This is a genomic window from Pseudomonas sp. 8 R 14 (assembly GCF_900005955.1).
Lineage (GTDB): Bacteria > Pseudomonadota > Gammaproteobacteria > Pseudomonadales > Pseudomonadaceae > Aquipseudomonas > Aquipseudomonas marginalis.
In genome coordinates, this window is the sequence record NZ_CVTH01000042.1 from 16,757 (window position 1) to 38,794 (window position 22,038).

General features: G+C 61.1%; 23 protein-coding genes. 14 read left to right on the forward strand and 9 right to left on the reverse strand.

The annotated features are described in order from the left end of the window. Positions 1–62: 62 nt before the first annotated feature. The gene (locus tag BFQ01_RS08935) at positions 63–698 is read left to right on the forward strand and encodes a pseudouridine synthase (RefSeq protein WP_027605265.1); all 636 of its coding nucleotides are present in this window, start codon (positions 63–65) and stop codon (positions 696–698) included. Here BFQ01_RS08935 and BFQ01_RS08940 read toward each other — a convergent pair. Then, on the reverse strand, positions 693–902 hold the full coding sequence (locus BFQ01_RS08940; RefSeq protein ID WP_025999909.1) for a DUF2788 domain-containing protein: 210 nt from the start codon (positions 900–902) through the stop codon (positions 693–695). The two genes, BFQ01_RS08935 and BFQ01_RS08940, sit on opposite strands and share 6 nt — an antisense overlap. Positions 903–1,129: 227 nt before the next feature. Then, positions 1,130–1,609, reverse strand: a complete 480-nt coding sequence (locus BFQ01_RS08945) for an Lrp/AsnC family transcriptional regulator (RefSeq protein ID WP_003194418.1) — start codon at positions 1,607–1,609, stop codon at positions 1,130–1,132. A 431-nt stretch (positions 1,610–2,040) separates the two neighbouring features. Here BFQ01_RS08945 and BFQ01_RS08950 point away from each other — a divergent pair, with 431 nt between their 5' ends. Further along, positions 2,041–3,072 carry a DUF6515 family protein gene (locus BFQ01_RS08950; RefSeq protein WP_065924985.1) on the forward strand — a complete coding sequence of 344 codons (1,032 nt, stop codon included), beginning with the start codon at positions 2,041–2,043 and terminating at the stop codon, positions 3,070–3,072. A 22-nt stretch (positions 3,073–3,094) separates the two neighbouring features. On the opposite strand, the gene BFQ01_RS08955 is transcribed toward BFQ01_RS08950, so the two are convergent. Both BFQ01_RS08955 and BFQ01_RS08960 read right to left on the reverse strand, forming a co-directional pair. Beyond that, positions 3,095–4,000: a cation diffusion facilitator family transporter gene (locus BFQ01_RS08955; protein WP_065924986.1), complete on the reverse strand. Its 906-nt coding sequence runs from the start codon at positions 3,998–4,000 to the stop codon at positions 3,095–3,097. 9 nt (positions 4,001–4,009) lie between these two features. Next, complete coding sequence (locus BFQ01_RS08960; RefSeq protein WP_027605268.1) at positions 4,010–4,429, reverse strand: hypothetical protein; 420 nt, start codon at positions 4,427–4,429, stop codon at positions 4,010–4,012. A gap of 241 nt (positions 4,430–4,670) precedes the next feature. Here BFQ01_RS08960 and BFQ01_RS08965 point away from each other — a divergent pair, with 241 nt between their 5' ends. The 4 genes from BFQ01_RS08965 to hrpB all read left to right on the forward strand — a co-directional run bounded on the left by BFQ01_RS08965 (position 4,671) and on the right by hrpB (position 10,189). Further along, positions 4,671–5,243 (forward strand): restriction endonuclease subunit S, encoded by a 573-nt coding sequence (locus tag BFQ01_RS08965; protein WP_065924987.1) that lies wholly within the window; start codon positions 4,671–4,673, stop codon positions 5,241–5,243. Beyond that, positions 5,236–6,708 (forward strand): HsdM family class I SAM-dependent methyltransferase, encoded by a 1,473-nt coding sequence (locus tag BFQ01_RS08970; RefSeq protein WP_065924988.1) that lies wholly within the window; start codon positions 5,236–5,238, stop codon positions 6,706–6,708. The genes BFQ01_RS08965 and BFQ01_RS08970 overlap by 8 nt, the downstream gene beginning before the upstream one ends. A gap of 155 nt (positions 6,709–6,863) precedes the next feature. After that, entirely contained in the window at positions 6,864–7,628 is a 765-nt protein-coding gene (locus BFQ01_RS08975) for a hypothetical protein (RefSeq protein WP_235865611.1), read from the forward strand. Between the two features lie 53 nt (positions 7,629–7,681). Beyond that, a complete protein-coding gene (gene hrpB, locus BFQ01_RS08980; protein ID WP_065924989.1) occupies positions 7,682–10,189 on the forward strand; it encodes an ATP-dependent helicase HrpB in 2,508 nt (835 codons plus the stop codon). Positions 10,190–10,268: 79 nt separating this feature from the next. On the opposite strand, the gene BFQ01_RS08985 is transcribed toward hrpB, so the two are convergent. Both BFQ01_RS08985 and BFQ01_RS08990 read right to left on the reverse strand, forming a co-directional pair. Then, a complete protein-coding gene (locus tag BFQ01_RS08985; protein WP_065924990.1) occupies positions 10,269–11,357 on the reverse strand; it encodes an endonuclease/exonuclease/phosphatase family protein in 1,089 nt (362 codons plus the stop codon). Between the two features lie 40 nt (positions 11,358–11,397). Beyond that, positions 11,398–12,057 (reverse strand): YciC family protein, encoded by a 660-nt coding sequence (locus BFQ01_RS08990; protein WP_065925008.1) that lies wholly within the window; start codon positions 12,055–12,057, stop codon positions 11,398–11,400. 180 nt (positions 12,058–12,237) lie between these two features. On the opposite strand from BFQ01_RS08990, the gene BFQ01_RS08995 reads away from it, so the two are divergent. The 3 genes from BFQ01_RS08995 (at position 12,238) to BFQ01_RS09005 (ending at position 14,233) form a co-directional block, all read left to right on the forward strand. After that, positions 12,238–12,981 (forward strand): DUF2076 domain-containing protein, encoded by a 744-nt coding sequence (locus BFQ01_RS08995; protein WP_065924991.1) that lies wholly within the window; start codon positions 12,238–12,240, stop codon positions 12,979–12,981. A 117-nt stretch (positions 12,982–13,098) separates the two neighbouring features. Further along, the gene (locus BFQ01_RS09000) at positions 13,099–13,575 is read left to right on the forward strand and encodes a LabA-like NYN domain-containing protein (RefSeq protein WP_034117765.1); all 477 of its coding nucleotides are present in this window, start codon (positions 13,099–13,101) and stop codon (positions 13,573–13,575) included. 46 nt (positions 13,576–13,621) lie between these two features. Beyond that, positions 13,622–14,233, forward strand: a complete 612-nt coding sequence (locus BFQ01_RS09005) for a 3'-5' exonuclease (RefSeq protein WP_065924992.1) — start codon at positions 13,622–13,624, stop codon at positions 14,231–14,233. A gap of 298 nt (positions 14,234–14,531) precedes the next feature. Here the strand turns inward: BFQ01_RS09005 and BFQ01_RS09010 are convergent, their stop codons facing one another. Continuing rightward, positions 14,532–14,993, reverse strand: coding sequence for an Lrp/AsnC family transcriptional regulator (locus BFQ01_RS09010; protein ID WP_065924993.1), 462 nt, complete (start codon positions 14,991–14,993; stop codon positions 14,532–14,534). Positions 14,994–15,154: 161 nt separating this feature from the next. On the opposite strand from BFQ01_RS09010, the gene yedA reads away from it, so the two are divergent. Both yedA and BFQ01_RS09020 read left to right on the forward strand, forming a co-directional pair. Beyond that, complete coding sequence (yedA, locus tag BFQ01_RS09015; protein WP_065924994.1) at positions 15,155–16,051, forward strand: drug/metabolite exporter YedA; 897 nt, start codon at positions 15,155–15,157, stop codon at positions 16,049–16,051. A gap of 48 nt (positions 16,052–16,099) precedes the next feature. Then, positions 16,100–17,437 carry a DEAD/DEAH box helicase gene (locus BFQ01_RS09020; protein ID WP_065924995.1) on the forward strand — a complete coding sequence of 446 codons (1,338 nt, stop codon included), beginning with the start codon at positions 16,100–16,102 and terminating at the stop codon, positions 17,435–17,437. Between the two features lie 117 nt (positions 17,438–17,554). On the opposite strand, the gene BFQ01_RS09025 is transcribed toward BFQ01_RS09020, so the two are convergent. Both BFQ01_RS09025 and BFQ01_RS09030 read right to left on the reverse strand, forming a co-directional pair. Next, a complete protein-coding gene (locus BFQ01_RS09025) occupies positions 17,555–18,781 on the reverse strand; it encodes a TIGR03862 family flavoprotein (protein WP_065924996.1) in 1,227 nt (408 codons plus the stop codon). Positions 18,782–18,952: 171 nt separating this feature from the next. Next, positions 18,953–19,873, reverse strand: coding sequence for a histone deacetylase family protein (locus BFQ01_RS09030; RefSeq protein ID WP_065924997.1), 921 nt, complete (start codon positions 19,871–19,873; stop codon positions 18,953–18,955). A 76-nt stretch (positions 19,874–19,949) separates the two neighbouring features. Here BFQ01_RS09030 and BFQ01_RS09035 point away from each other — a divergent pair, with 76 nt between their 5' ends. From BFQ01_RS09035 to BFQ01_RS09045, 3 genes are read left to right on the forward strand one after another with little or no spacing between them, the layout of a single operon-like run. Beyond that, positions 19,950–20,519: a GNAT family N-acetyltransferase gene (locus BFQ01_RS09035; RefSeq protein ID WP_065924998.1), complete on the forward strand. Its 570-nt coding sequence runs from the start codon at positions 19,950–19,952 to the stop codon at positions 20,517–20,519. A 41-nt stretch (positions 20,520–20,560) separates the two neighbouring features. After that, positions 20,561–21,430 (forward strand): acyl-CoA thioesterase II, encoded by an 870-nt coding sequence (tesB, locus tag BFQ01_RS09040; protein WP_027605282.1) that lies wholly within the window; start codon positions 20,561–20,563, stop codon positions 21,428–21,430. Continuing rightward, complete coding sequence (locus tag BFQ01_RS09045) at positions 21,427–22,014, forward strand: HAD family hydrolase (RefSeq protein WP_065924999.1); 588 nt, start codon at positions 21,427–21,429, stop codon at positions 22,012–22,014. Before tesB ends, BFQ01_RS09045 begins: the two co-directional genes overlap by 4 nt. The last annotated feature ends 24 nt before the right edge of the window (positions 22,015–22,038 follow it).

A 22,038-nucleotide genomic window follows, 5' to 3' on the forward strand; every position in this document is an offset into this window, starting at 1 on the left:
ATGGTCATTTAGCGGTCAGGCCACTAGCATTGTCGGTCCTGACCGTTAGATGTTCCTTTGCCATGTCCCGTCCCACCCGTCCCGATTCGCGCCGCCCTGGCGTGAAACCTCCGTATTCTGCCGCGCGCCGTGTTGCCAAGGCGCCACCGGCCGAGCCGAAGTTGGTGCTGTTCAATAAACCCTTCGATGTGCTGACCCAGTTCAGCGACGAAGGCGGGCGCGCGACGCTCAAGGACTTTATCGACATCCCCGGCATCTACCCGGCAGGCCGCCTGGACCGTGACAGCGAAGGTCTGTTGTTGCTGACCAACGACGGCCAGTTGCAGGCGCGTATTGCCGACCCCAAGCACAAGCTGGCGAAAACCTACTGGGTGCAGGTGGAAGGCGAACCCACCGAAGCATTGCTGCAACGCCTGCGCGACGGGGTGGAACTCAACGACGGCAAAACCTTGCCCGCCGAGGCCCGGCGTCTGGATGAACCGGCGTTATGGCCGCGCAACCCGCCGGTGCGCTTTCGCAAAAACCTACCGACGTACTGGCTTGAGCTGGTGATTCGAGAGGGGCGTAATCGCCAGGTTCGGCGCATGACCGCCGCCGTGGGCCTGCCGACCTTGCGCCTGGTGCGGGTGCGTATTGGCGATTGGACAATCGACGGCCTGGACCAAGGCCAATGGAAGGAAGTACCTGCGCGTTTATAAAGCGCCAGACTCGATGAGGCCGATCACCACGCTCTTGATGATGAACGCGGCCACGCCCAGGCCCAATACGAAAAACAGGATGAACGAACCAAAGCGCCCGGCCTTGGATTTCTTCGCCAGGTCCCAGACGATAAAGCCCATGAAAATGATCAGGATAGTGACCAGGCCGGTCATCATCCATTCTTCGAACAGGGCGGGGTCGATGTTGTTCATGGGCTCTTCCAACGGGGCAGGCGGCAAGTATACGGCAGCGTCACAGGCGCAACATTGACCTGCGTCGGTGCGTCGCACGCAGACTTCACTGTTGAAACACAGGCCAAATGTGGGAGGGGGCTTGCCTCCGATAGCGGTGTGTCAGGCTGTGTATCTGGTGACTGATACTCCATCGGGGGCAAGCCCCCTCCCACATTTGATCTTCATTGTTCATGGGATCAGGTGCGCAGGTGGGTCAGCGGCAGCTCGGTGCTGTTGAGCACCTGGTTCAGCACAAAGCTCGAGCGCACGCTGGTCACGCCTTCGATCCGAGTGAGGTGGCCCAGCAGCAGTTTCTGATAGTGGTCCATGTCCGGCACCACCACTTTCAACTGATAGTCAGCATCCATCCCCGTCACCAAACTGCATTCCAGCACCTGGGGCAGGGTGCGGATGGCTGCTTCGAAGTTCTCGAAACGCTCGGGGGTGTGGCGGTCCATGCCGATCAGCACATAGGCCGTGAGGCTCAGGCCGAGCATCTTGCGGTCGAGCAGGGCGACCTGGCGCGCGATGTAGCCGTCGTCCTCCAACTGCTTGACCCGGCGTGAGCAGGGCGAAGGCGACAGGCCGATACGCTCGGCCAACTCCTGGTTGGAGATCCTCGCGTCGCGCTGCAATTCCGCCAAAATACTCAGGTCGTATCGGTCAAGCTTGCTCATCGGGTTGGCCTTTGTCGTAACTATTGCGGTGAATTATCCATGAAGGGTTAAAAATTGCGCAAGCACTGTTTATTGACGCAATCTTCGCAATCATCTGTCCGGCGCTGGCCTGTATCTTTATCAACAGAATCACCGCCTGGACAACAGTCCACAGCAGCTCGCCCAATCAGGCGTGCTGCGGCCGCCACCCCAGCAGGGTCGAGCCGGCCTCCAGGCTGCACACTGTCCACAAGACGGCGTGAGGTGAGCCAACGTCAAAAGCGTTGAGCATGGACGAAGTTCTCAAGGGGTGGCCGACGGGTCACCCCTTTTCTTTTGCCTTAAGAAAATTGTTCTTGTGACTGATAACCTGTCTCAGAACCGGGTGAGGCTTTTCCAGTCTTATCTATGAGGCCGGACCTTCCAGGCCCTTATCCGCAGTGAGGAATAGCATGAAGCGCATCTGGCGTATGGCAGGTGTAGGTTTGCTGATAGTCACCGTCGGCACGCAAGTGATGGCCGACGAGCCGCGCCCTGAGGGGGGCGGCCAGCATGAAAGAGGGCCGGAGGGTAACGAACAGCCGCGCCCGCAGAATAACCAGCCGCGTCCACAGAACAATCAACCCCGGCCGGAAAACAATCAGCCCCGTCCACAGAACCCGCATTTTGATCGTGCCGAGCAACCGCCCCACGGCGGGCAGTGGCAAGGTCGCCCGCCAGGTGCCGAACAGCCTCGGCCAGCCCCGCAGCCTGCGAATAACCTGCCGATCCAGAGTCGCCCCGATACCGTGCGCCAGACCCAGGAGCCGCGTCAGGGTTACTACCGTGACATTCCTCGACGCAACGACGACAACCGCAATTGGGAGGCCGGCGGCCCAGGTTCGCGGCCGGGCTACAACGGGCATCCCAACGATAACCGCTGGCCAGGTCGCCCCGATGGCCATGGCAACGGCTGGGGCCCTGGCCCGCAATATCGTCCCGGTTATACCGTCGACCGCTTCCCCGACCGCAATTACCGCGTGCCGTACCGTGGCCAGGATTACTTCTTCTCCGGCGGCTACTGGTACCGCCCCCAAGGCCCGCGCTATGTGGTCGTGGCGCCGCCGTATGGCATCCGCGTGCATTACTTGCCCGACTACGCGCGTGAAGTGTGGGTGGGTGGTTCGCTGCTATTCCTGGCCGCCGGCGCCTACTACGCCTACGAACAAAGCACCCAGCAATACGTAGTGGTACAACCGCCGACGCAAGTGCTGGCACCGCAGCCAGCACCCCAAGGCAATGGTTATGATGTGGTGGCCTATCCCGCCAACGGGCAGTCACCGGCGCAAGTGCAGCAGGACGGCTACGACTGTTATCGCTGGGCAGTGCAACAAAGCGGCTTCGACCCGCAGGCCGTCACCTACGCGCCTGACCCGGCGGTGGTGCAAACCTACCGCCAGGCCCAGGGCAACTGCCTGAGCAGTCGCGGGTATCAGGTGCAATAGGGACAGCTGCAAGCTTCAAGCTTCAAGCTTGCGGCTTATAGCTTGCAGCTTGTACCTGATCCGCAGGATCCGCATGCACCAGCACTTCGGCGCGCGGGTAGGCTGCGTGAATGGCATCGGCGGCCTGGTCGCTGATGCCGTGGGCCACTGACAGCGTCAGCTCCCCCGGTAGTTCCAGGTGCAACTGCACGAACCAGTGGTTGCCGGAGATGCGCGTGCGCAGGTCATGGGCACCCAACACCCCCGGTACGCTTCGCGCCAGTTCCAGCATGTGCTGGCTGACGTCCGGCGGCAGTTCCTCGTCCATCAACACCGCAAAGCTTTCCCTGGCGATCTGGATTGCGCTCCACAAAATGTAGGCGGCGATGCCCAGGCCGAACCAGGCGTCGACTTGATGAAAGCCTATGCCCGCCAGCACCAGCGCCACCAGGATGCTGCCGTTGAGCAGCAGGTCCGAGCGGTAGTGCAACGAGTCCGCTCGCACGGCATTGGAGCCGGTTTCGCGCACAACCCGGTGTTGCAGCATCAGCAGCGCCACGGTCAGTACCAGGGAAAACACGATCACCCCAATGCTCAGCCACGGCGCGCCAACCGGTTCCGGATGCTGCAGGCGCTCGTAGGCCTGCAAGGCGATCAACACCGCACTGCCACCAATGAACAACGCCTGGGCCATGCCCGCCAGCGACTCCGCCTTGCCATGGCCGTAACGGTGATCGTCATCGGCCGGGCGCAGGGCGTAATGCACGGCCAGCAGGTTCAGCAGCGAGGTCACGCCATCGAGCAGTGAGTCGGTCAACCCGGCGAGCATGCTCACCGAGCCGCTGAGCCACCAGGCAATCGCCTTGGTGACGATCAACGCACAGGCCACGCCCACCGAGGCGCGGGTGGCCAGGCGTAATAGCCGGGCGTGTTCGGGACTGCTGGTCATAAACGATCCTTAGGCGGCGGGTTGCAGGCCCAGGAGCGCAAGTTGTTGCACGCTGCCCTTGAACTGGATCATGCGTGGATCGTCCAGCGGCAGGGTGCGACCGGTTTCCTTCTGGATGATGCTTTGCAGCTTGGCGTTGTCGACCTTGCCGTCGGCGCCGATGGCTTCGTGGAGTTTTTCCGGGTCAACCTGGGCAGTCTTGCCGGGTTCGAAATAGATCGCGCCCGTGGCGAAGTCGACGCCGAATGCGATCAGGCCAGGGATCACGTAGAACAACAGGCCCACGGCATCGAGCACGGCAATGGTCGGGTCGATCTTGCCATCGATCTGGCCACGGCGGTCGGGGTAGAAAATCGACCCGCAGGCGGTGAGTTGGCTCAGCAGGGTGACGGCGAGGACACCGCCGATGACACGGGAAGCGATACGCATGGAAAATCTCCTGTAAGAGCGAGCTTGCTCGCAAAAGAGGCTAAAAATAACGCTTGGGCTTGAATGTGCGTGGTGCTCTTGGACTTATGCCGTCGGCATCAACATCTGATACTTGGAACGCCGTAAACAATCTGAAACGTCACAAATAATTATATGCAGTAGCAATCTACTGCTTGCTTGTTATGCAGGCCGTGACATATATTGCCGCAACATTACAGAAGAGCTCTACAGCGTTGACCTTATGAAGCTTACCAAAATTCGCACGGCAGTGGTTTTTAGAAGCAACCCACCTCAGGAAAATCCAGACGGCAATGTGCGTGCGGTAGCGATCAGAGACCTGGTATCAAGCAAGCCACTGCATTGGCATGAACTCCCTCGCGTGTGGCTGGATGAAAAATATCTGTCCCATTGCCTGCGTCCAGGCGACGTTGTCCTGCCCTCACGCGGAGACTATTACAAAGCCTGGTTTTTTGAGGGCGCTGAAGAGCCTGTGTTTCCAATGGGGCAGTTGAACGTAATTACCCCCGAAACCAACTTGAATGGTCGTTTCCTTGCCTGGTATCTCAATCAGCCCGCAACGCAGGTAAAGATAAGTGTGATGTTGACGGGTACCGGCATTAAGGCACTCACCAAATCGGCCCTGCTTTCCTTGGAAATCGAAGTTCCGGCGATGGACAGGCAAAAGCAAATTGCTGAAATGGACGAGACCACGGAAAAGATGGCCGCTATCAGGCACCGTTTGAGCGAGCTTGATCGATTGGAAACGACATTTCTCACTAACCTCATTTTGCGAGAGGGGGTTCGCCATGCTTGATCAAGACAGGAAAGGTGAAATTGACGAGGCTGTTTTGCGAAGTGCCGATGTCTTTCGCGGGTACGGTGATCCGATTGAAAGCGTCAGCTTCACCATGGCGCTGCTCTTGCTCAAGTACTTGTCCGATGTGCTTCTTGACGAGCCTCGCAAAGAACATAAAGCGATGGAGGACGCGCGCTTTATTGTGCCTGAGAAAGCGGACTTCTATCGATTACTGAGCAATGCTCGCGAGCCGGGAAATGGCAATCGTCTGAACCAGGCTCTTGCTGCATTGCAGAGTGCTAATTACGAATTGAAAGATGCCTTTCTGGGCATAGATTTCGACTCCATCGTACTGGGTAATGAGACGCCAAAAGACCGTGCCCTGGGTAGCCTGCTTCACGCATTAAATTGTGACGCGCTGGATTTTCGCCCTGTTCGAGATGGCGCGAAAGAGGCTGCAGCTTGGGCGTGTGACGCGGTTTTGACGCATGCCTCAAGCAACAGTGGTAAGCGAGGTGGTGAGTTTTTCACGACGCCGCAGATTTCCAGGTTGATGGCTCGTTTGATGCGGCCCGTAGGGGGTGAACGCATAAGTGATCCGTTTTGTGGCGTGGCTTCCACACTGATTGCCTGCAACGAATATGCTCTGAAATCGCCTTGCACGTGGGGGTGTTCACTCTATGGGCAAGAAGCTAACGGCAGTACTTTATCGTTGGCGCGGATGAGTATGATCCTTCACGGTGAAACCCATTTTCGGCTGGAGTGGGGAGATACGCTACGCAATCCAAAGTTGGTGGAGGCGAACGGCGATCTGATTAAGTTTCAGGTGGTGGTCTCTCATCCTCCCTTTTCCGTTCGGGACTGGGGCCATGAAGATGCTGAGAGAGATGGATATCGGCGTTTTTGGCGAGGTGTTCCTCCGCGCACTTCGGGTGACTACGCGTACATAAGCCACATGGTTGAAACGCTCGCATCTGAAGTTGGGCGCATGGCTGTGCTCGTGCCTCTGGGGGTGCTTTTCAGAGGCGCCGCAGAGCTGCAAATCAGAAAGCAATTTATCGAAGAGAATTTGGTTGATGCAGTGATTGGTCTGCCGGCCAAAATGCTGTCGTACACATCAATCCCGTTGGCAATTCTGATTCTGCGTAAGAACAAGTCGGGTGATGATGTGCTCTTTATAGATGCCAGTCGTGATTTCCAGCCAGGAAAGATTTGGAACTCGCTGCGCGATGCTGATCTGGATCGAATTGAGCAGACTTACGATAACCGCCAAAGTGTAGAGCGTTATGCAACGCTGGTTTCACGCACGGAAATTGAAGCGAATGATTACAACCTCAATGTGGCCCGCTATGTCGAGATAGCCGAGGATGAAGAGCAAATTGATTTAGCGATCTTGCGGGCGGAGCGTGCTCAACTCAAAACAGAACTTGAAACACTTGAGGCGAGGTTGACACAGCTTCGTGAGTGGGTCGGTCATGTCTGATCATTAACGGATCGGTGAAAATCATCAGAAACAAAAAAGCCCACCGAAGGGTGGGCCTTTTTTTGAATCACTTTCGTACGTCCGTGGGGGGAGGCTTTCGCCAACAAGTCCCTCGGCTAGTGAGTCGACTATAGGGAAGTACTGGGATGTCGTCAATGTCATTGTCATCGACAGCTACGTGCGCCGTCCAGCCAGAGATGGCTGCGGCGGCGCAGATTGCGGGCTTGGAGCCTATTCTCTTTATGGGAGCTGTACCCGAGATGCGCCACCTTCAAGCCTTGCGAGCGTCTCTTTCAGAGGCAAGAATTGCGACGTATGAGTCGGCCACTGTGGGTGCGGGTTTGCCAATAGAGCGTGCAGTAGAGCTTTATGCATGGAATGCGCAAGTATCCGGTGTCTTTCTGATCCCCTTACATATCTGCGAAGTGGTTGTACGAAATGCTGTCTCCGAGGCGCTGATTCTTAGATACGGGTCTGAATGGCCGTGGAGTGTTGGCCTGTTGCGCAGCCTTCCTACTGGCGCAGGGGCGAGATACGACGCGAAGATGGACCTGGGTCGAACCCGTGAAAAGCACCGAACAACGGGTGGCGTTGTTACAGAGCTCAAAAATGTATTTTGGGAAAAACAATTCACCAAGCGAAATGATCAGCGGCTATGGGAGCCCTATCTTTTCCAATTGTTTCCCAACCTTGATCCCAGTGGATCAGTGAAACTCCATCGACAGCGAATTGCTTGCGACTTGGAGACGATACGCCACCTGCGAAATCGAATTGCCCATCACGAGCCTATTTTCAATCGCAATCTCCACAGCGATTTACAGAAAATTTGTGAGCTGGTCGAGTTCCGTTGTTCTGATACGGCATCCATGATGCTCCAGGCTCAGCGTGTAATGGAGGTTCTGAAAGCGCGACCGTTTTGAGTCGTGCATTAGAAAGGGCATTGTTATCATTCCCGACCTATTCGGGAGCCAGTATGAATTCGTTGCCCATTGATGATGTTTTACCCGCCCTGCGTGACGCCTTGGCGAATCGCCATGAAGCCGTGCTGGAAGCGCCGCCCGGCGCCGGTAAAACCACCCGCGTGCCCTTGGCCTTGTTGAATGAGCCTTGGCTGGCGGGGCAGACCATCCTGATGCTCGAACCCCGGCGCCTGGCCGCCCGTGCCGCCGCGGAACGCCTGGCCAGCGAACTGGGGGAGAAAGTCGGTGAAACCGTCGGCTATCGCATCCGTCTCGACAGCAAGGTCGGGCCCAACACGCGCATCGAAGTGGTCACCGAAGGCATCCTCACCCGTCGTTTGCAGGACGATCCGGCACTGGACGGTGTCGGTCTGCTGATCTTCGACGAATTCCACGAGCGCAGCCTCGACGCCGACCTGGCACTGGCCTTGAGCCTGAACGGCCGCGACCTGTTTCGCGACGAGCAACCGCTGAAAATCCTGCTGATGTCCGCCACCCTTGAAGGCGAGCGCCTGGCCAGCCTGCTGGACGATGCGCCGATCCTGCGCAGCGAGGGGCGCATGTTCCCGGTGCAGATGCGTTGGGGGCGGCCGTACCAGGCCGGTGAATTTATCGAGCCGCGCGTGGTGCAAACCATCCTCGAAGCCCTGCACGATGAAACCGGCAGCGTGCTGGTGTTCCTGCCGGGTCAGGCGGAAATTCGCCGGGTCAACCAGCAACTGGCCGACGCCCTGGGGAATAGCCCTGACGTGTTGCTTTGCCCGCTGCATGGCGAGCTGGACCTCAACGCCCAGCGCGCGGCCATCGATCCGGCACCGGCCGGTAAACGCAAAGTGGTGCTCGCCACCAACATCGCCGAGACCAGCCTGACCATCAACGGCGTGCGTGTGGTGATCGATGCCGGGTTGGCGCGAGTGCCGCGTTTCGACCCCGGCAGCGGCATGACCCGCCTCGACACCCAGCGCATCTCCCGCGCCAGCGCCACCCAGCGCGCGGGCCGGGCCGGGCGGTTGGAGCCGGGGGTGTGTTATCGGTTGTGGTCCGAAGACCAGCATGAAGGGCTGGCCGCGTATGGCAGTGCGGAAATCCTCGCCGCCGACCTCGCTGGCCTGGCCTTGCAGCTGGCGCGCTGGGGCGTCACGCCCCCACAGCTCGTGTGGCTCGATGTGCCACCCACCGCCGCCTATGCCCAGGCCCAGGATTTGCTGGTACGCCTCGGGGCCTTGAATGACGAAAAACTCACGGCACATGGCCAGAAGATGGCCGAGCTGCCGGCCCATCCACGCATCGCCCATTTGTTGCTGCGCGGGCAGGACCTGGGGCTGGCGGCCACGGCCTGTGATGTCGCGGCACTGTTGGGCGAGCGCGATATTTTGCGTGGTGGCGGCGCGGATTTGCACAGCCGCCTGGCGCTGATGTCCGGTGAAGAGCGTGCGCGCGGTACTCAAGGCGGCGTGCAACGCGCCAAGCAACTGGCGCGGCAATACCGTGGCCATTTGAGAGGCCAGGCGACCCGGCCGGTGGCCGACCCCGACCACCCGCGCTGGCTCGGCGCCTTGCTGGCGCTGGCCTACCCGGACCGTGTCGCCCAGCAACGTCGCCCCGGCGGTGCCGAATATCGCCTGGCCAATGGCCGCGCGGCATTATTCGCCGAGGCCGACAGCCTGATGAAACAACCTTGGCTGGTGATCGCCGACCTCGGCAGCCGCCAGGGCCAGCGTGAAGAGCGTATTTATCTGGCGGCGGACTTCGATCCGGCGCTGTTCGACACGGTGCTCGCGGAACAAGTGCGCAACGTCGATCAACTGGACTGGGACGAGCGCGAAGGCGTGCTGCGCGCCGAACGCCAGCGCAAAGTCGGTGAACTGGTGCTCAGCCGCGAACCGCTCACCGGCCTCGACGAAGCCGCGCGCAGCCAGGCGCTGGTCAACCTGGTGCGGCGCAAAGGCCTGGAGCTGCTGCCCTGGACCCCGGAACTGCGCCAATGGCAATCCCGCGTCCTGCTGTTGCGCCAGTTGGACGCCGGCAAAACCAGCGAATGGCCCGACGTCAGCGACAGCGCCCTGCTCGCCGGCCTGGAGCACTGGCTGATGCCCTACCTGGGCAAAGTCTCGCGCCTGAGTCACTTCGCCAACCTGGATATCTCCAGCTACCTGCACAACCTGCTGCCCTGGCCGCTGCCCCAGCGCCTGGACGAACTGGCACCGCAGCATGTGAAGGTGCCATCGGGTTCATCGGTGCGGTTGGACTACAGCGAACAGCCGCCGATCCTGGCGGTGCGCTTGCAGGAACTGTTCGGCCTGGCCGACACCCCGCGCATTGCCGGCGGGCGCCAAGTGGTGAAGTTGCACCTGCTGTCCCCGGCGCGGCGGCCGGTGCAGGTGACCCAGGATCTGGCGAACTTCTGGCGCAGTACCTACGCCGAAGTGAAGAAGGATCTGAAGGGCAGGTATCCCAAGCATTACTGGCCGGATGATCCGCTGATAGCCGAGCCGACCGCGCGGATCAAACCCCGAAAGTAAGCGTGGCAGAGATTCAAATGTGGGAGGGGGCAAGTCGAATCGTCGCACCGGCCCTCCCACATTAATCTTGTTGTGTGGGTTATTGCGCGGCGGGCAACAGGAACCGCGCAATCACCGGCAGATGGTTGGAAATACGCAACGTATCCTCCTGCCGCACCTTGGCCTCCACCCGCTTGATCCGCGGGCTGTAGAACAGGTAATCGACGGTGCGATCCGGGCCATCGATGCTCGGGTCATTGGGAAAGTACGTCAGCCATTTCTCACGATCAATCCCACTGGATTGGCTGTTGCTCGGGATCATCGGGTACTTGTCCCACAGTAAATGCAGCTCGCTGTCCGGCGAATACTGCCCGCGCTTACCCGCCTCCAAACGCAGGAACTGCCCCAGGGGCAGCAGGTTGAAATCGCCGCCGATCAGCCAGGGCGTGCCACGGCCTTCGAATTTATCCAACAGCTTGACCGTGCTGATGACCTGTTCCTGCACCGCACTGCGCCCCGGCGCGTCGCCATCCAGGCGGGTGTTGAGCACCGCCAGTTGGCCGCCATCGCTCAGCGGCAGGTAGGTCAGCAGCAAGGCCGGCTTGGGTTGGAACTGGCTGCTGATGATATTGGCCTCGGGCGCCGGCAATTGCAGGCGTTCGGCGTGTTCGATCTGGTAGCGGCTCAGGGTGGCCAGCTTGCGGCCGACGCTGCCGAAGATATGCCGGTCGGGCACGAAGTCGGCTTTCCAGTCGAAGGCCTGGGCACTGCACGGGTAGAGGTCGACCAGGCGCTCCTGCAAAAGCGCCAGTTGGTCCTGATAGTGGGAAGGCTTGGCGTTTTCGTCGAGTTCCTGCAACAGCAGGATGTCGGGTTGTTCATCGCGAACCACCCGCGCCACTTCGTCGAGGCTGGCGGCCATGTCCTCTACGGTGGGGCGGTCGTCCGGGCCGCTGCCGTCGGCAGTGTCGTACCAGAACACGTAGTTCTTGCCGGCCAGGTATTGCACGTTCCAGGTCATGACCTTGAGCGCCTGCCCGGGCAACAGGGTTGGCGCACGGGGCGCGACGCAACTGACGGGCAGGGTCTCCTTGGCGGCGGGGCGCCAGGTCAGGCTGTAGATCAGGGCCGTCAGCAGGCTTGCGACGATCAGCAGGCCCAGCAGGGTGATGCGCAATAAACGGGTCATCGGCTCGGCTTATGGCGTTTCAGGAGTGGCGTGGAGCATATCACCGCGCGTCGGCATCGCCACCGATCAGCATGAATAAACGGAACAGCACCACGCTGGTGAACAGTTGCAGGAAGCTGTGGGCGCTGTCCATCAACAGCCCCAGCAACGGCGCGGGGTTGGGATAGGCCGCGACGCTGGCGCCCTTGAGCAGCCACAGGGGCGTCATGACACACAGCAGGCACACCAGGATTCGCCAGAAATGCCCACGGGTCAGGCGCAGACTTTCCTTCATCGCCTCCAGCGCCGGCATGCCGCGCAATACCAGCAGGTACTCGGCGAACGCCAACACCACCATCAGCCACAGGCCCGGCAGGAAATACAGCGACAGGCCCAGCAGAATCAGGAGGGTACTCATGGCGGTCAGCAGGGCGAAGCGCGGCCACAGGGTCAGGGCCATGGCCCAGATGTCCTTGGTGCGCGGCGACTCGCCACGGGTGCGGGCGTCGAGAAACAGGATCAAGGCACCGGTGTACAGCGGGTACACCAGCAAGCCCACCACCACGCTGTAGCCGGGGAACGCATCCGCGCCGAGCGTGTGGTCGAGCAGCTGTTGCAACAGGGCTTCGAGGATCACCAATGGCAGGCACAGTTGGACGATTGCGCCCAGGTTGCCTCGGGTAAAACGGAAGGAGTCACGCAATACGTCTAACGGATTCATCGGGTTCATCGCAGGCCTGAAAGCAAGGGCAACACTTTAACCGATCATGGCCAGCGGTAAGCAAATGTAAACCTTGAGTAAAGACCATTGAAACAACTCGTAACACCCCCATAACGGTTAAGCACCTGGCCTGATCACAGGCAAGGCCACGATTTCTACCGGCAATCTAACGAGGTCGCCATGAACAGCGAAGAGCAAACCCTGATCGATGGACTGTTTTCACGGTTGCAGCAAGCCGAAACGGACTCAGCCCCCCGCGACGCCCAGGCCGAAGCGCGGATCAAGGAGCATATGACTCGCCAACCGGCCGCCGGGTACTACATGACCCAGTCGATCCTTGTTCAGGAACACGCGCTCAAGAGTCTCGACGCGCAGAACAAGCAACAGGCGCAGCAGATCCAGCAATTGCAGGATGAGTTGCAGCGGGCCAAGTCCGCACAAGCGGCCCCGGCGAGCAGCGGTGGTTTCCTGTCGAGCATCTTTGGCGGCGGTTCCCGTGATCCGCAACCGGCCCAGACCGCTCCGGCCTCTTCCGGCGGCGGCTGGCGTGAACCGGCGCGGCCGTCCTTTGGCCAGCCAGCGCCGCAACAGAACTATCAACAGCCACAACAACCTGCCGCTGCCCCCATTGGCAGCGGGTTCCTCGGTGGCGCGATGAAAACCGCCGCGGGCGTGGCCGGTGGTGTGTTGCTGGCCGAAGGCATCAGCAGCCTGTTCAACCACAACTCGCAACAGCCGCAGGTGGTGGAAGAGATCATCCGTGAAGAGCCGGCGCCCGCCAGTGACAACGGCAACTGGGGTAACGACGACCAGAAGTTCGCCGGCAATGACAGCTGGGGCAGCGACAATGCCTCGGACAGTTTTGCCGACAGCGACTATTCCGACGATTCCTCTTCCTTTGGCGACGACGATTCCTTCGTCTGACCCTCCCGGCCCGGGGCGCTGAGCCGCCCCGGTCTGATTTTTCCCGGCAACCTTCTCGCGGCTGGCATACTGGCACCCTTTCCGGGCCCTGGCGCCTGGCTGTCATGGGGAAGTGCGGTGAAGAAAATTGCAGTGTTCGCCGATGTACAAAACCTCTACTACACCGTCCGCCAGGCCTATGGTTGCCATTTCAACTACGCCGCCCTGTGGGCTGATATCAGCGCGCGGGGGCAGATCGTCGAGGCCTATGCGTATGCCATCGACCGCGGTGACAGCAAGCAGCAGCAGTTCCAGCAGATCCTGCGCAACCTGGGGTTCACGGTAAAGCTCAAGCCGTATATCCAGCGCAGCGACGGTTCGGCCAAGGGTGACTGGGACGTGGGCATCACCATCGACATCATGGACGCCGCCGACCACGTCGACGAAATTGTGCTGGCCTCCGGTGACGGCGATTTCGACATGCTGCTCGACCGCATCATCCACAAGCACGGCGTCGAAGCCGTGGCCTACGGTGTACCGGGGCTGACGGCCAACTCATTGATACGTGCCGCCAGCCGCTACGTGCCGATCGAAGGCGCGTTGCTGCTCAAATAAGCACAGCGGCTTAATAAATAAAGGGTTAGACGGAGTTGGAACAGGTTTGGAACGTATAGCGGTCATCGACTTTGAAACCACCGGCATCACCCCGAGCAGCCACTGCCGGGCCACGGAAATCGCGGTGGTTATCCTCGAGCGCGGCCAGATCGTGGACCGCTACCAGAGCCTGATGAACGCCGGTGTGCGCGTGCCCGGTTTTATCGAGCAACTCACCGGCATCAGCAACGCCATGCTGCGCAGCGCCCCGCCGGCCGAGCGGGTGATGAACGAAGTCAACGAATTCGTCGGCACCACGCCGCTGATGGCGCACAACGCCGCGTTCGACCAGAAGTTCTGGGATTTCGAACTGGGCCTGATCCGCCGCACCCGCCTGCAAAAATTCGCCTGCTCCCTGCTGCTGGCCCGCCGCCTGATGCCGGCTGCGCCCAACCACAAGCTCGGCACCCTCAACGCCTACGCGAAACTGCCCCACACCGGCCAGGCCCACCGCGCGCTGGCGGATGCGGAAATGGCCGCCAACCTCACGGCGCACCTGGCCCAGGAACTGCGGCGTACCCATGGCTTGCGCGAACTGTCCCACGACCTGCTGTGCACCCTGCAGAAAGTGCCGGCGGCGAAGATCAATGAGCATCTGAAGAAACATCGCGGGTTCTGATAGAACAACGCCGTTCAAAAAAATGTGGGAGGGGGCTTGCTCCCGATGGACATAGGTATCTAAACAACTTTGGCTCAACGCTCAACGCCCGGCAGATAGAGCTGTTGTGGTGAGCGGGCTTGTCCCGCGTTGGGCTGCGTAGCAGCCCCAGTAGAGAAGAACGCGGTGTATCAGACACTCTGTAGAGGCCGGTTTTGGGGCTGCTTCGCAGCCCAACGCGGGACAAGCCCGCTTGCCACAGGGAGATTTGTCAGGGTCTGGAAGGTTGTGTAGATACCCATGCCCCGATGGCGGTAGATCAGGCAACCGTTTTGCCATTGACCTCCAACTGCCCCAACGGCACCCGCCGCTCGATCGCGCTCGACAAAATGATCGAGGTCTTGCTGAACCCGAATTTCGCCAGCCGATTGATCAAGTTCTCCAGCTCCGGCATCGAGCCCACCGCCGCTTGCATGATCACGCACGGATCGCCCGTTACCCGGTGGCATTCGGTCAACTCCGGGATTTCGGCCAGTGCGTCATAGACCTTCTGGTTGCCGTGGTTGGTCAGCCGCAGTTCGATCACGCACTGAATCGGCAAGCCCACTTTCGAAAAATCCACCTTGGCCTGGTACCCGGTGATCACCCCGCTGGCTTCCAGCTTGGCCACGCGTTCGGCCACGGCGGGGGCGGAGAGGTTTACCGTGCGGGCCAGTTGCGCGTAGGAGGCGCGGCCGTCTTCGAGCAGGGCGCTGAGGAGCATGCGGTCGTATTTGTCCATCGGAAGGCTCCAGTTGCGCGTGGCTTTCGAAAGCATGGTTTATAGCCCTCATAACCATGTTTTGAAAAGTGTATGGGCGGTTTAAACAGGTTTTGTAACTTATGTTTAACAACCTGCCTTTTTAGAATAAGCCTCTCTTATCTCTGCCTTCGAGCCGCCCAATGCCTGGCACACGTCGCTTTCCCTTACCGTTGATCGCCGCCTTTTTTGCACTGTATGTGATTTGGGGTTCCACCTACCTGGTGATTCGCATCGGCGTTGAATACTGGCCACCGCTGATGCTGGGCGGCATTCGCTTTTTGCTGGCGGGTGCGGCGATGTATGGCTTTTTGCGTTGGCGTGGGGCGCCGGCGCCGACCTGGGAGCAGTGGAAGGCCGCTGCCAAGATCGGTATTTTGCTGCTGACCTTCGGCAATGGCGCGGTGAGTGTGGCCGAGCACACTGGGGTGTCGTCCGGCGTGGCGGCGCTGGCGGTGGCGACCGTGCCGTTGTTCACCTTGCTGTGTGGGTATTTCTGGGGCGCGCGCAATACCCGGCTGGAATGGGCCGGGGTGATCCTGGGCATGATCGGCATCGCCATGCTCAACATGGGCAGCACGTTGCAGTCGAGCCCCATGGGCGCCGCTTTATTGTTGTTTGCAGCGGCGTCGTGGGCGTTTGGTTCGGTGTGGAGCCGGCGCCTGCCGTTGCCGCCGGGCGCTATGGCCAGTGCCGCAGAAATGCTGGTGGCCGGGGTGACACTGTTGATCGCCAGCGCGCTGACCGGTGAGCGCCTGCAAGCCATGCCGCCGCTGGAAGGCTGGCTGGCCCTGGCTTACCTGGCCGTGTTCGGCTCGATCATCGCCTTCAACGCCTATATGTACCTGCTCAAGCACGTACGCCCGGCAGCCGCGACCAGCTATGCCTACGTCAACCCTGCCGTCGCAGTGTTGCTGGGGATTGTGTTCATCGGCGAGACCATCGGTCTGGAAGAGGCCCTGGCCATGCTGGTGATTATCAGCGCCGTGCTGTTGATCAGCCTGCCCCAGTGGCGAAAGCCCAAGCCGGAAATAAGGTAAACTGCCGCGCATTACGCCCTTGCGCTGAATTTTTCCTACGGTAACTACATGACTTTCGCCACACTTGGCCTGATCGAACCCTTGCTGCGCGCCCTTGAGACGCTCGGCTACCAGACCCCGACGCCGGTGCAGGCGCAAGCCATTCCGGCGGTGCTCGCCGGTCGCGACCTGATGGCCGCGGCCCAGACCGGCACCGGCAAGACCGCCGGTTTCGCCGTGCCGCTGCTGCAACTGCTGACCATGGAAGGGCCGAAAGTCGCCGCCAACTCGGCGCGCGCGCTGATCCTGTGCCCGACCCGTGAGCTGGCCGAGCAGGTTCACGCCAGCGTTGCCGAATACGCCCAGCACCTGCCGCTCACCACCTACGCGGTGTACGGCGGCGTGAGCATCAACCCGCAGATGATGAAGCTGCGCAAGGGCGTCGACATACTGGTCGCCACGCCGGGCCGCCTGATCGACCTGTTCCGCCAGAACGCGCTGAAACTCAACCAGCTGCAAACCCTGGTGCTGGACGAAGCCGACCGCATGCTCGACCTGGGCTTCTCCGAAGAACTGGCGAACATCTACCGCATGCTGCCGAAAAAGCGCCAGACGTTACTGTTCTCCGCGACCTTCTCCGATGACATTCGCCTGCTGGCCGGGCAGATGCTCAACGACCCGCTGACCATCGAAGTCAGCCCGCGTAACGTCGCCGCCAACACCGTCAAGCAATGGGTAGTGCCGGTGGACAAGAAGCGCAAGGCGGAGCTGTTTGTGCACCTGATGCGCAAAGGCCGCTGGAAGCAGGTGCTGGTGTTTGCCAAGACCCGTAACGGCGTGGATGCGCTGGTGGATAAGTTGCAGGGCCTGGGCATCAACGCCGATGGCATCCATGGCGACAAGCCGCAAGCCACGCGCCAGCGCGCGCTGGACCGTTTCAAATCGAGCGAAGTGCAGATCCTGGTCGCCACCGATGTAGCGGCCCGTGGCCTGGATATCGAAGACCTGCCGCTGGTGGTCAACTTCGACCTGCCGATCGTGGCGGAGGACTACATCCACCGCATCGGCCGGACCGGTCGCGCGGGTAACACCGGTGAGGCGATTTCCCTGGTGTGCGCCGATGAAGTCAACATGCTGTCGGCCATCGAGATGCTGACCCGCCAGACCTTGACCCGCAAGATGGAACAGGATTTCGAGCCGGAACACCGCGTGCCGGATACCGATGCCAGCGGTCAGGTGGTGAAGAAGCCGAAAAAACCGAAGAAGCCCAAGGCGTCCGGTGGTGGCGGTGGTAAACGCAACCTCGGCAAGTGGGTGGACAGTGGTGAAGTGGCGCCGTCGGAGCCTTCGATCAAGCCGGTGCGTAAGGTGCCGGTGTTTAATACCGGGCCGCGTAAGAAGAAGTGATTTTGCGGGGTGGCTGATGGCCTCATCGGGGGCAAGCCCCTCCCACATTTTGAATGTATTCACAAATCAAACTGTGGGGGCTTGCCCCCGATGGCGGCTTTGAATCCACCGCAGATCTCAGCGGTTGAGCCACTCCAACATCCCCCGCCCAGCCGCTCTGCCACTGGCAAAACACCCCGTCAGCAAATACCCCCCGGTCGGCGCTTCCCAGTCCAGCATCTCCCCCGCACAAAACACCCCCGGCAATTGCTTGAGCATCAGCCGCTCATCCAACGCCTCAAAGGGCACACCGCCTGCGGTGCTGATGGCTTCATCCATCGGCCGTGTCTTCACTACTGTCAGCGGCAACGCCTTGATAGCCCCCGCCAACTGCGCCGGGTCGTTGAAGTGTTCGGCGGGTGCCAACTCGCGCAGCAGCGCCGCCTTGACCCCATCGAGGCCCAATTGACTGTGCAAATGCTTGCTCATCGAGCGTGAGCCACGCGGCTTGGTCAAGGCGTCCTGGACCTTGTCCAATGGCTTGCTCGGCAGCAAATCGATATGCACCGTCGCCGAGCCATTACGGTTGATCGCCTCACGAATCGGCGCCGACAGCGCGTAGATCAAACTGCCCTCGATACCGGTGGCGGTGATCACGCATTCGCCGAGTCGCGGCTTGTCATCCCCCAGGCCAATGGCGACGTTTTTCAACGGTGCGCCGGCGAATTTGCTGACCATCAATTCACTCCAGGCCGACACCTCGAAGCCGCAATTGCTGGGTTGCAGTGCCACGTAAGGCACGCCTTTATCCTCCAGCAGCTTGAGCCAGGCGCCGTCGGAACCCAGGCGCGACCAACTGCCGCCGCCCAAGGCCAACAGCACAGCATCGCTGTGAACAACTTTTTCGCCGTCCGGGCTGTGGATAAGTAGATCACCCTCGGCATTCCAGCCCACCCAACGGTGCCGGGTGTGGATAACCACACCCTGGTCGCGCAGGCGTTTGAGCCAGGCACGTAATAGCGGGGCGGCTTTCATATCGGTAGGAAATACACGACCGGAGGTGCCGACAAAGGTTTGAATACCCAGACCATGAATCCACTCGCACAACGCCTCGGCCCCAAACCCGCGCAGCATCGGCGCCATATTCGCGGCACGCTCGGCGTAGCGCGACAGGAACGCGGGGTACGCTTCGGAGTGGGTGATGTTCATGCCGCCCACGCCGGCCAGCAGGAATTTGCGCCCCACCGAGGGCATGCCGTCGTACAGGTCTACTCGCACCCCGGCCAGGCTCAAGACTTCGGCGGCCATCAGCCCGGCAGGGCCACCGCCGATGATGGTGACGTGTCGAGAGGAAATATCGGGCATGGGCAGGGCTACGATCGCGGAAATAGGCCGAGCATTCTACCCGAGGCGCGCGGCGCTGCCTGATCAAAAAACGTACAGCTTCCTACAGGCTATACGGATGCAGGCTTTCAGACGCTTACGCTCAAGTTATCCACAGGCCGTTCCACAGGCATTGTGGGTAACGCCCACACTTCAATGACACCCTGATGACGTCCACACCCGCTGCGCGCTGTGGTGCAGGATCCCGTGGCGGCGGGCCAGGGCCGGGCGATCCTTGCTGTAGCCGCCACCGATCACGCCCATCACCGGGATGTCGCGGCCCAGGCAATGGCGCATCACGCTTTCATCGCGGGCGGCCACGCCTGCGTCTGTCAGCTTGAGGTAACCGAGGGCGTCATCCTTGTGCACATCGACGCCGGCGTCGTAGAGCACCAGGTCCGGCTGGTAGAGCGGCAGCAGGTAGTTGAGGGCGTCGTCCACCACCGTGAGGTAGTCGGCATCGCCCATGCCCATGGGCAGCGGGATGTCCCAATCGCTCTGGGCTTTGCGCGCAGGGAAGTTCTTTTCGCAGTGCAGGGACACGGTGATTGCATCCGGCATGTCGTGGAGGATGCGCGCGGTGCCGTCGCCCTGGTGCACGTCGCAGTCGAAGATCAGCACGCGGTTGACCCGGCCGCTGGCCAGCAGGTAATGGCTGATCACCGCCAGGTCATTGAAGATGCAAAAGCCCGCCGGGTAGTCGTAGTGGGCGTGGTGGGTACCGCCCGCCAGGTGGCAGGCCAGGCCATGTTCCAGCGCCTGCTCCGCCGCCAGGATCGAGCCGCCGACCGCGCGCACGGTGCGCCGGGCCAGGGCTTCGCTCCAGGGCAGGCCAAGGCGCCGTTGGTCTTCGCGGGACAACTCGCCGCTCATGTAGCGTTCGATATACCCAGGTTCATGGGCGAGGGCCAGAATCTCCGGTGGGCACAACGATGGGCGCAGCAATTGGCTGTCCTCGGTCAGGCCGCTGGCCACCAGGTGGTCACGCAGCAGGCGGAACTTGTCCATGGGGAACCGGTGGTCTGCCGGGAACTCGGGGCTGTAGTCATCGTGGTAGATCAATGGCAAAGGCATGGGATTTTCTGACGGGGGTCTGCGAAGGATCTTACCAGCGCTGTACACTCACGCACATGGCAAGGGGAGGGGACCCATGGAGGAGATATTGCAATTGGAAAGCGCGCGCCTGGTCATGCGCCAGTGGCGCGATGCAGACCTGACGGAATTCGCGCGCATGTGTGCCGACCCGCAGGTGATGCGCTATTTCCCGGCCAGATTGAGCCACCTGGAAAGCGCCGCCCTGATCGGCCGGATTCGCGGCCACTTCGCCGAATACGGTTTTGGCCTGTGGGCCCTGCAACGCAAGGACACGGGTGAGTTCATCGGCCTGACCGGGTTGCAGAACGTCAGCTTCGAAGCGGGCTTTACCCCCGCAGTGGAAATCGGCTGGCGCCTGGCCCGTGAGCATTGGGGCCTGGGTTATGCCAGTGAGGCGGCCTGGACCGCGCTGCGCTGTGGTTTCGACCGTTTGCAGTTGGACGAAATCGTCGCCTTCACCACTCAAGCCAATCTGCCATCACAAAAAGTCATGCAGGCCATCGGTATGCATTACGATCCCCAGGCAGATTTTGCACACCCCAAGGTCGCAGCCGATGACCCGCTGCGCCCCCACGTTTTGTACCGCATCACCCGCGCCCAATGGTTGGACACGCTGCACGGATAAGCAGCCCGGAATGCCCTATCGATTGTTGTAGGAGTTGCTCTATGAGCCAAGTATTGGAAGATCTGGTGGACTTGCTGACCCTGGAGCCGATCGAGGAAAACCTCTTTCGCGGCCGCAGCCAGGACCTGGGTTTTCGCCAACTGTTCGGTGGCCAGGTGCTCGGCCAGTCGCTGTCGGCCGCCAGCCAGACCGTCGAAGAAGCGCGGCATGTGCATTCCCTGCATGGCTATTTCCTGCGCCCCGGCGATGCGAAGTTGCCGGTGGTGTACTCGGTGGACCGTGTACGCGATGGCGGCAGTTTCAGCACCCGCCGCGTGACGGCGATCCAGAAGGGCCACCCGATCTTCACCTGCAGCGCTTCGTTCCAGTACGACGAGGCCGGCTTCGAGCACCAGACCACCATGCCCGTGGTGGTCGGCCCGGAAAACCTGCCGTCGGAGCTGGAGCTGACCCAGCAGCGCGCGCACCTGATCCCCGAGCATATGCGCGACAAGCTGCTGTGCCCCAAGCCCATCGAAGTGCGCCCGGTCACCGAAAAAGACCCGTTCAACCCGCAGCCGTCCGACCCGGTCAAATACGTGTGGTTTCGCGCCGATGGTGCCCTGGCGGATACGCCGGCGCTGCACAAATACCTGCTGGCCTACGCCTCCGACTTCGGCCTGCTGACCACCTCGTTGCTGCCCCACGGCAAGACTGTTTGGCAGAAAGACATGCAGGTCGCCAGCCTCGACCACGCGTTGTGGTTCCACGCCGACCTGCGTGCCGATGACTGGTTGCTGTACGCCATGGACAGCCCATGGGCCGGCAATTCCCGTGGGTTCTCCCGCGGCAGCGTGTACAACCGCGCCGGGCAACTGGTGGCGTCGGTGACCCAGGAAGGTTTGATCCGCCATCGCAAGGATTGGGCATGAGCCTGACGGACGTTAAGCACTGGGTGTTCGACATGGACGGCACCCTGACGGTGGCGGTGCATGACTTTGCGGCGATTCGCGTGGCCCTGGATATTCCCCCCGAGGACGACATCCTCACTCACCTTGCCGCATTACCGGCGGACATCGCAGCGGCCAAGCACGCCTGGTTGCTGGAACATGAGCGCGAGCTGGCGCTGGGCTCCGTCGCGGCGGACGGTGCGGTGGAACTGGTGCGCGAGCTGGCCGGGCGCGGTTATCGCCTGGGCATTTTGACCCGCAATGCGCGGGAGTTGGCGCATATCACCCTGGAGGCGATTGGCCTGGCGGACTGCTTTGCCGTGGACGATGTGCTGGGGCGCGACGATGCGCCGCCCAAGCCCGATCCGGGTGGGTTGTTGAAATTGGCGGCGGCGTGGGATGTATCGCCGAGCGAGATGGTGATGGTCGGCGATTACCGTTTTGACCTGGACTGCGGCCGGGCGGCAGGGGCGCGGACGGTGTTGGTCAACCTGCCGGAGAACCCGTGGCCGGAGCTGGCGGATTGGCATGCTGCAGATTGCGCGGTACTGCGCCGGATGATTTAGGCCAGGCAATAGAGATCAAATGTG

Coding starts and splice junctions, on each gene's coding strand:
- tesB (WP_027605282.1), top strand. CDS start 20,561: ATGAGCCAAGTATTGGAAGATCTGGTGGACTTGCTGACCCTGGAGCCG.
- BFQ01_RS09030 (WP_065924997.1), bottom strand. CDS start 19,873: ATGCCTTTGCCATTGATCTACCACGATGACTACAGCCCCGAGTTCCCG.
- yedA (WP_065924994.1), top strand. CDS start 15,155: ATGCCTGGCACACGTCGCTTTCCCTTACCGTTGATCGCCGCCTTTTTT.
- BFQ01_RS09020 (WP_065924995.1), top strand. CDS start 16,100: ATGACTTTCGCCACACTTGGCCTGATCGAACCCTTGCTGCGCGCCCTT.
- BFQ01_RS08995 (WP_065924991.1), top strand. CDS start 12,238: ATGAACAGCGAAGAGCAAACCCTGATCGATGGACTGTTTTCACGGTTG.
- BFQ01_RS08975 (WP_235865611.1), top strand. CDS start 6,864: ATGTCATTGTCATCGACAGCTACGTGCGCCGTCCAGCCAGAGATGGCT.
- BFQ01_RS09035 (WP_065924998.1), top strand. CDS start 19,950: ATGGAGGAGATATTGCAATTGGAAAGCGCGCGCCTGGTCATGCGCCAG.
- BFQ01_RS08970 (WP_065924988.1), top strand. CDS start 5,236: ATGCTTGATCAAGACAGGAAAGGTGAAATTGACGAGGCTGTTTTGCGA.
- BFQ01_RS08965 (WP_065924987.1), top strand. CDS start 4,671: ATGAAGCTTACCAAAATTCGCACGGCAGTGGTTTTTAGAAGCAACCCA.
- BFQ01_RS09025 (WP_065924996.1), bottom strand. CDS start 18,781: ATGCCCGATATTTCCTCTCGACACGTCACCATCATCGGCGGTGGCCCT.
- BFQ01_RS08935 (WP_027605265.1), top strand. CDS start 63: ATGTCCCGTCCCACCCGTCCCGATTCGCGCCGCCCTGGCGTGAAACCT.
- BFQ01_RS08985 (WP_065924990.1), bottom strand. CDS start 11,357: ATGACCCGTTTATTGCGCATCACCCTGCTGGGCCTGCTGATCGTCGCA.
- BFQ01_RS08960 (WP_027605268.1), bottom strand. CDS start 4,429: ATGCGTATCGCTTCCCGTGTCATCGGCGGTGTCCTCGCCGTCACCCTG.
- BFQ01_RS08990 (WP_065925008.1), bottom strand. CDS start 12,057: ATGAATCCGTTAGACGTATTGCGTGACTCCTTCCGTTTTACCCGAGGC.
- BFQ01_RS09010 (WP_065924993.1), bottom strand. CDS start 14,993: ATGGACAAATACGACCGCATGCTCCTCAGCGCCCTGCTCGAAGACGGC.
- BFQ01_RS08945 (WP_003194418.1), bottom strand. CDS start 1,609: ATGAGCAAGCTTGACCGATACGACCTGAGTATTTTGGCGGAATTGCAG.
- BFQ01_RS08955 (WP_065924986.1), bottom strand. CDS start 4,000: ATGACCAGCAGTCCCGAACACGCCCGGCTATTACGCCTGGCCACCCGC.
- BFQ01_RS09045 (WP_065924999.1), top strand. CDS start 21,427: ATGAGCCTGACGGACGTTAAGCACTGGGTGTTCGACATGGACGGCACC.
- BFQ01_RS08950 (WP_065924985.1), top strand. CDS start 2,041: ATGAAGCGCATCTGGCGTATGGCAGGTGTAGGTTTGCTGATAGTCACC.
- hrpB (WP_065924989.1), top strand. CDS start 7,682: ATGAATTCGTTGCCCATTGATGATGTTTTACCCGCCCTGCGTGACGCC.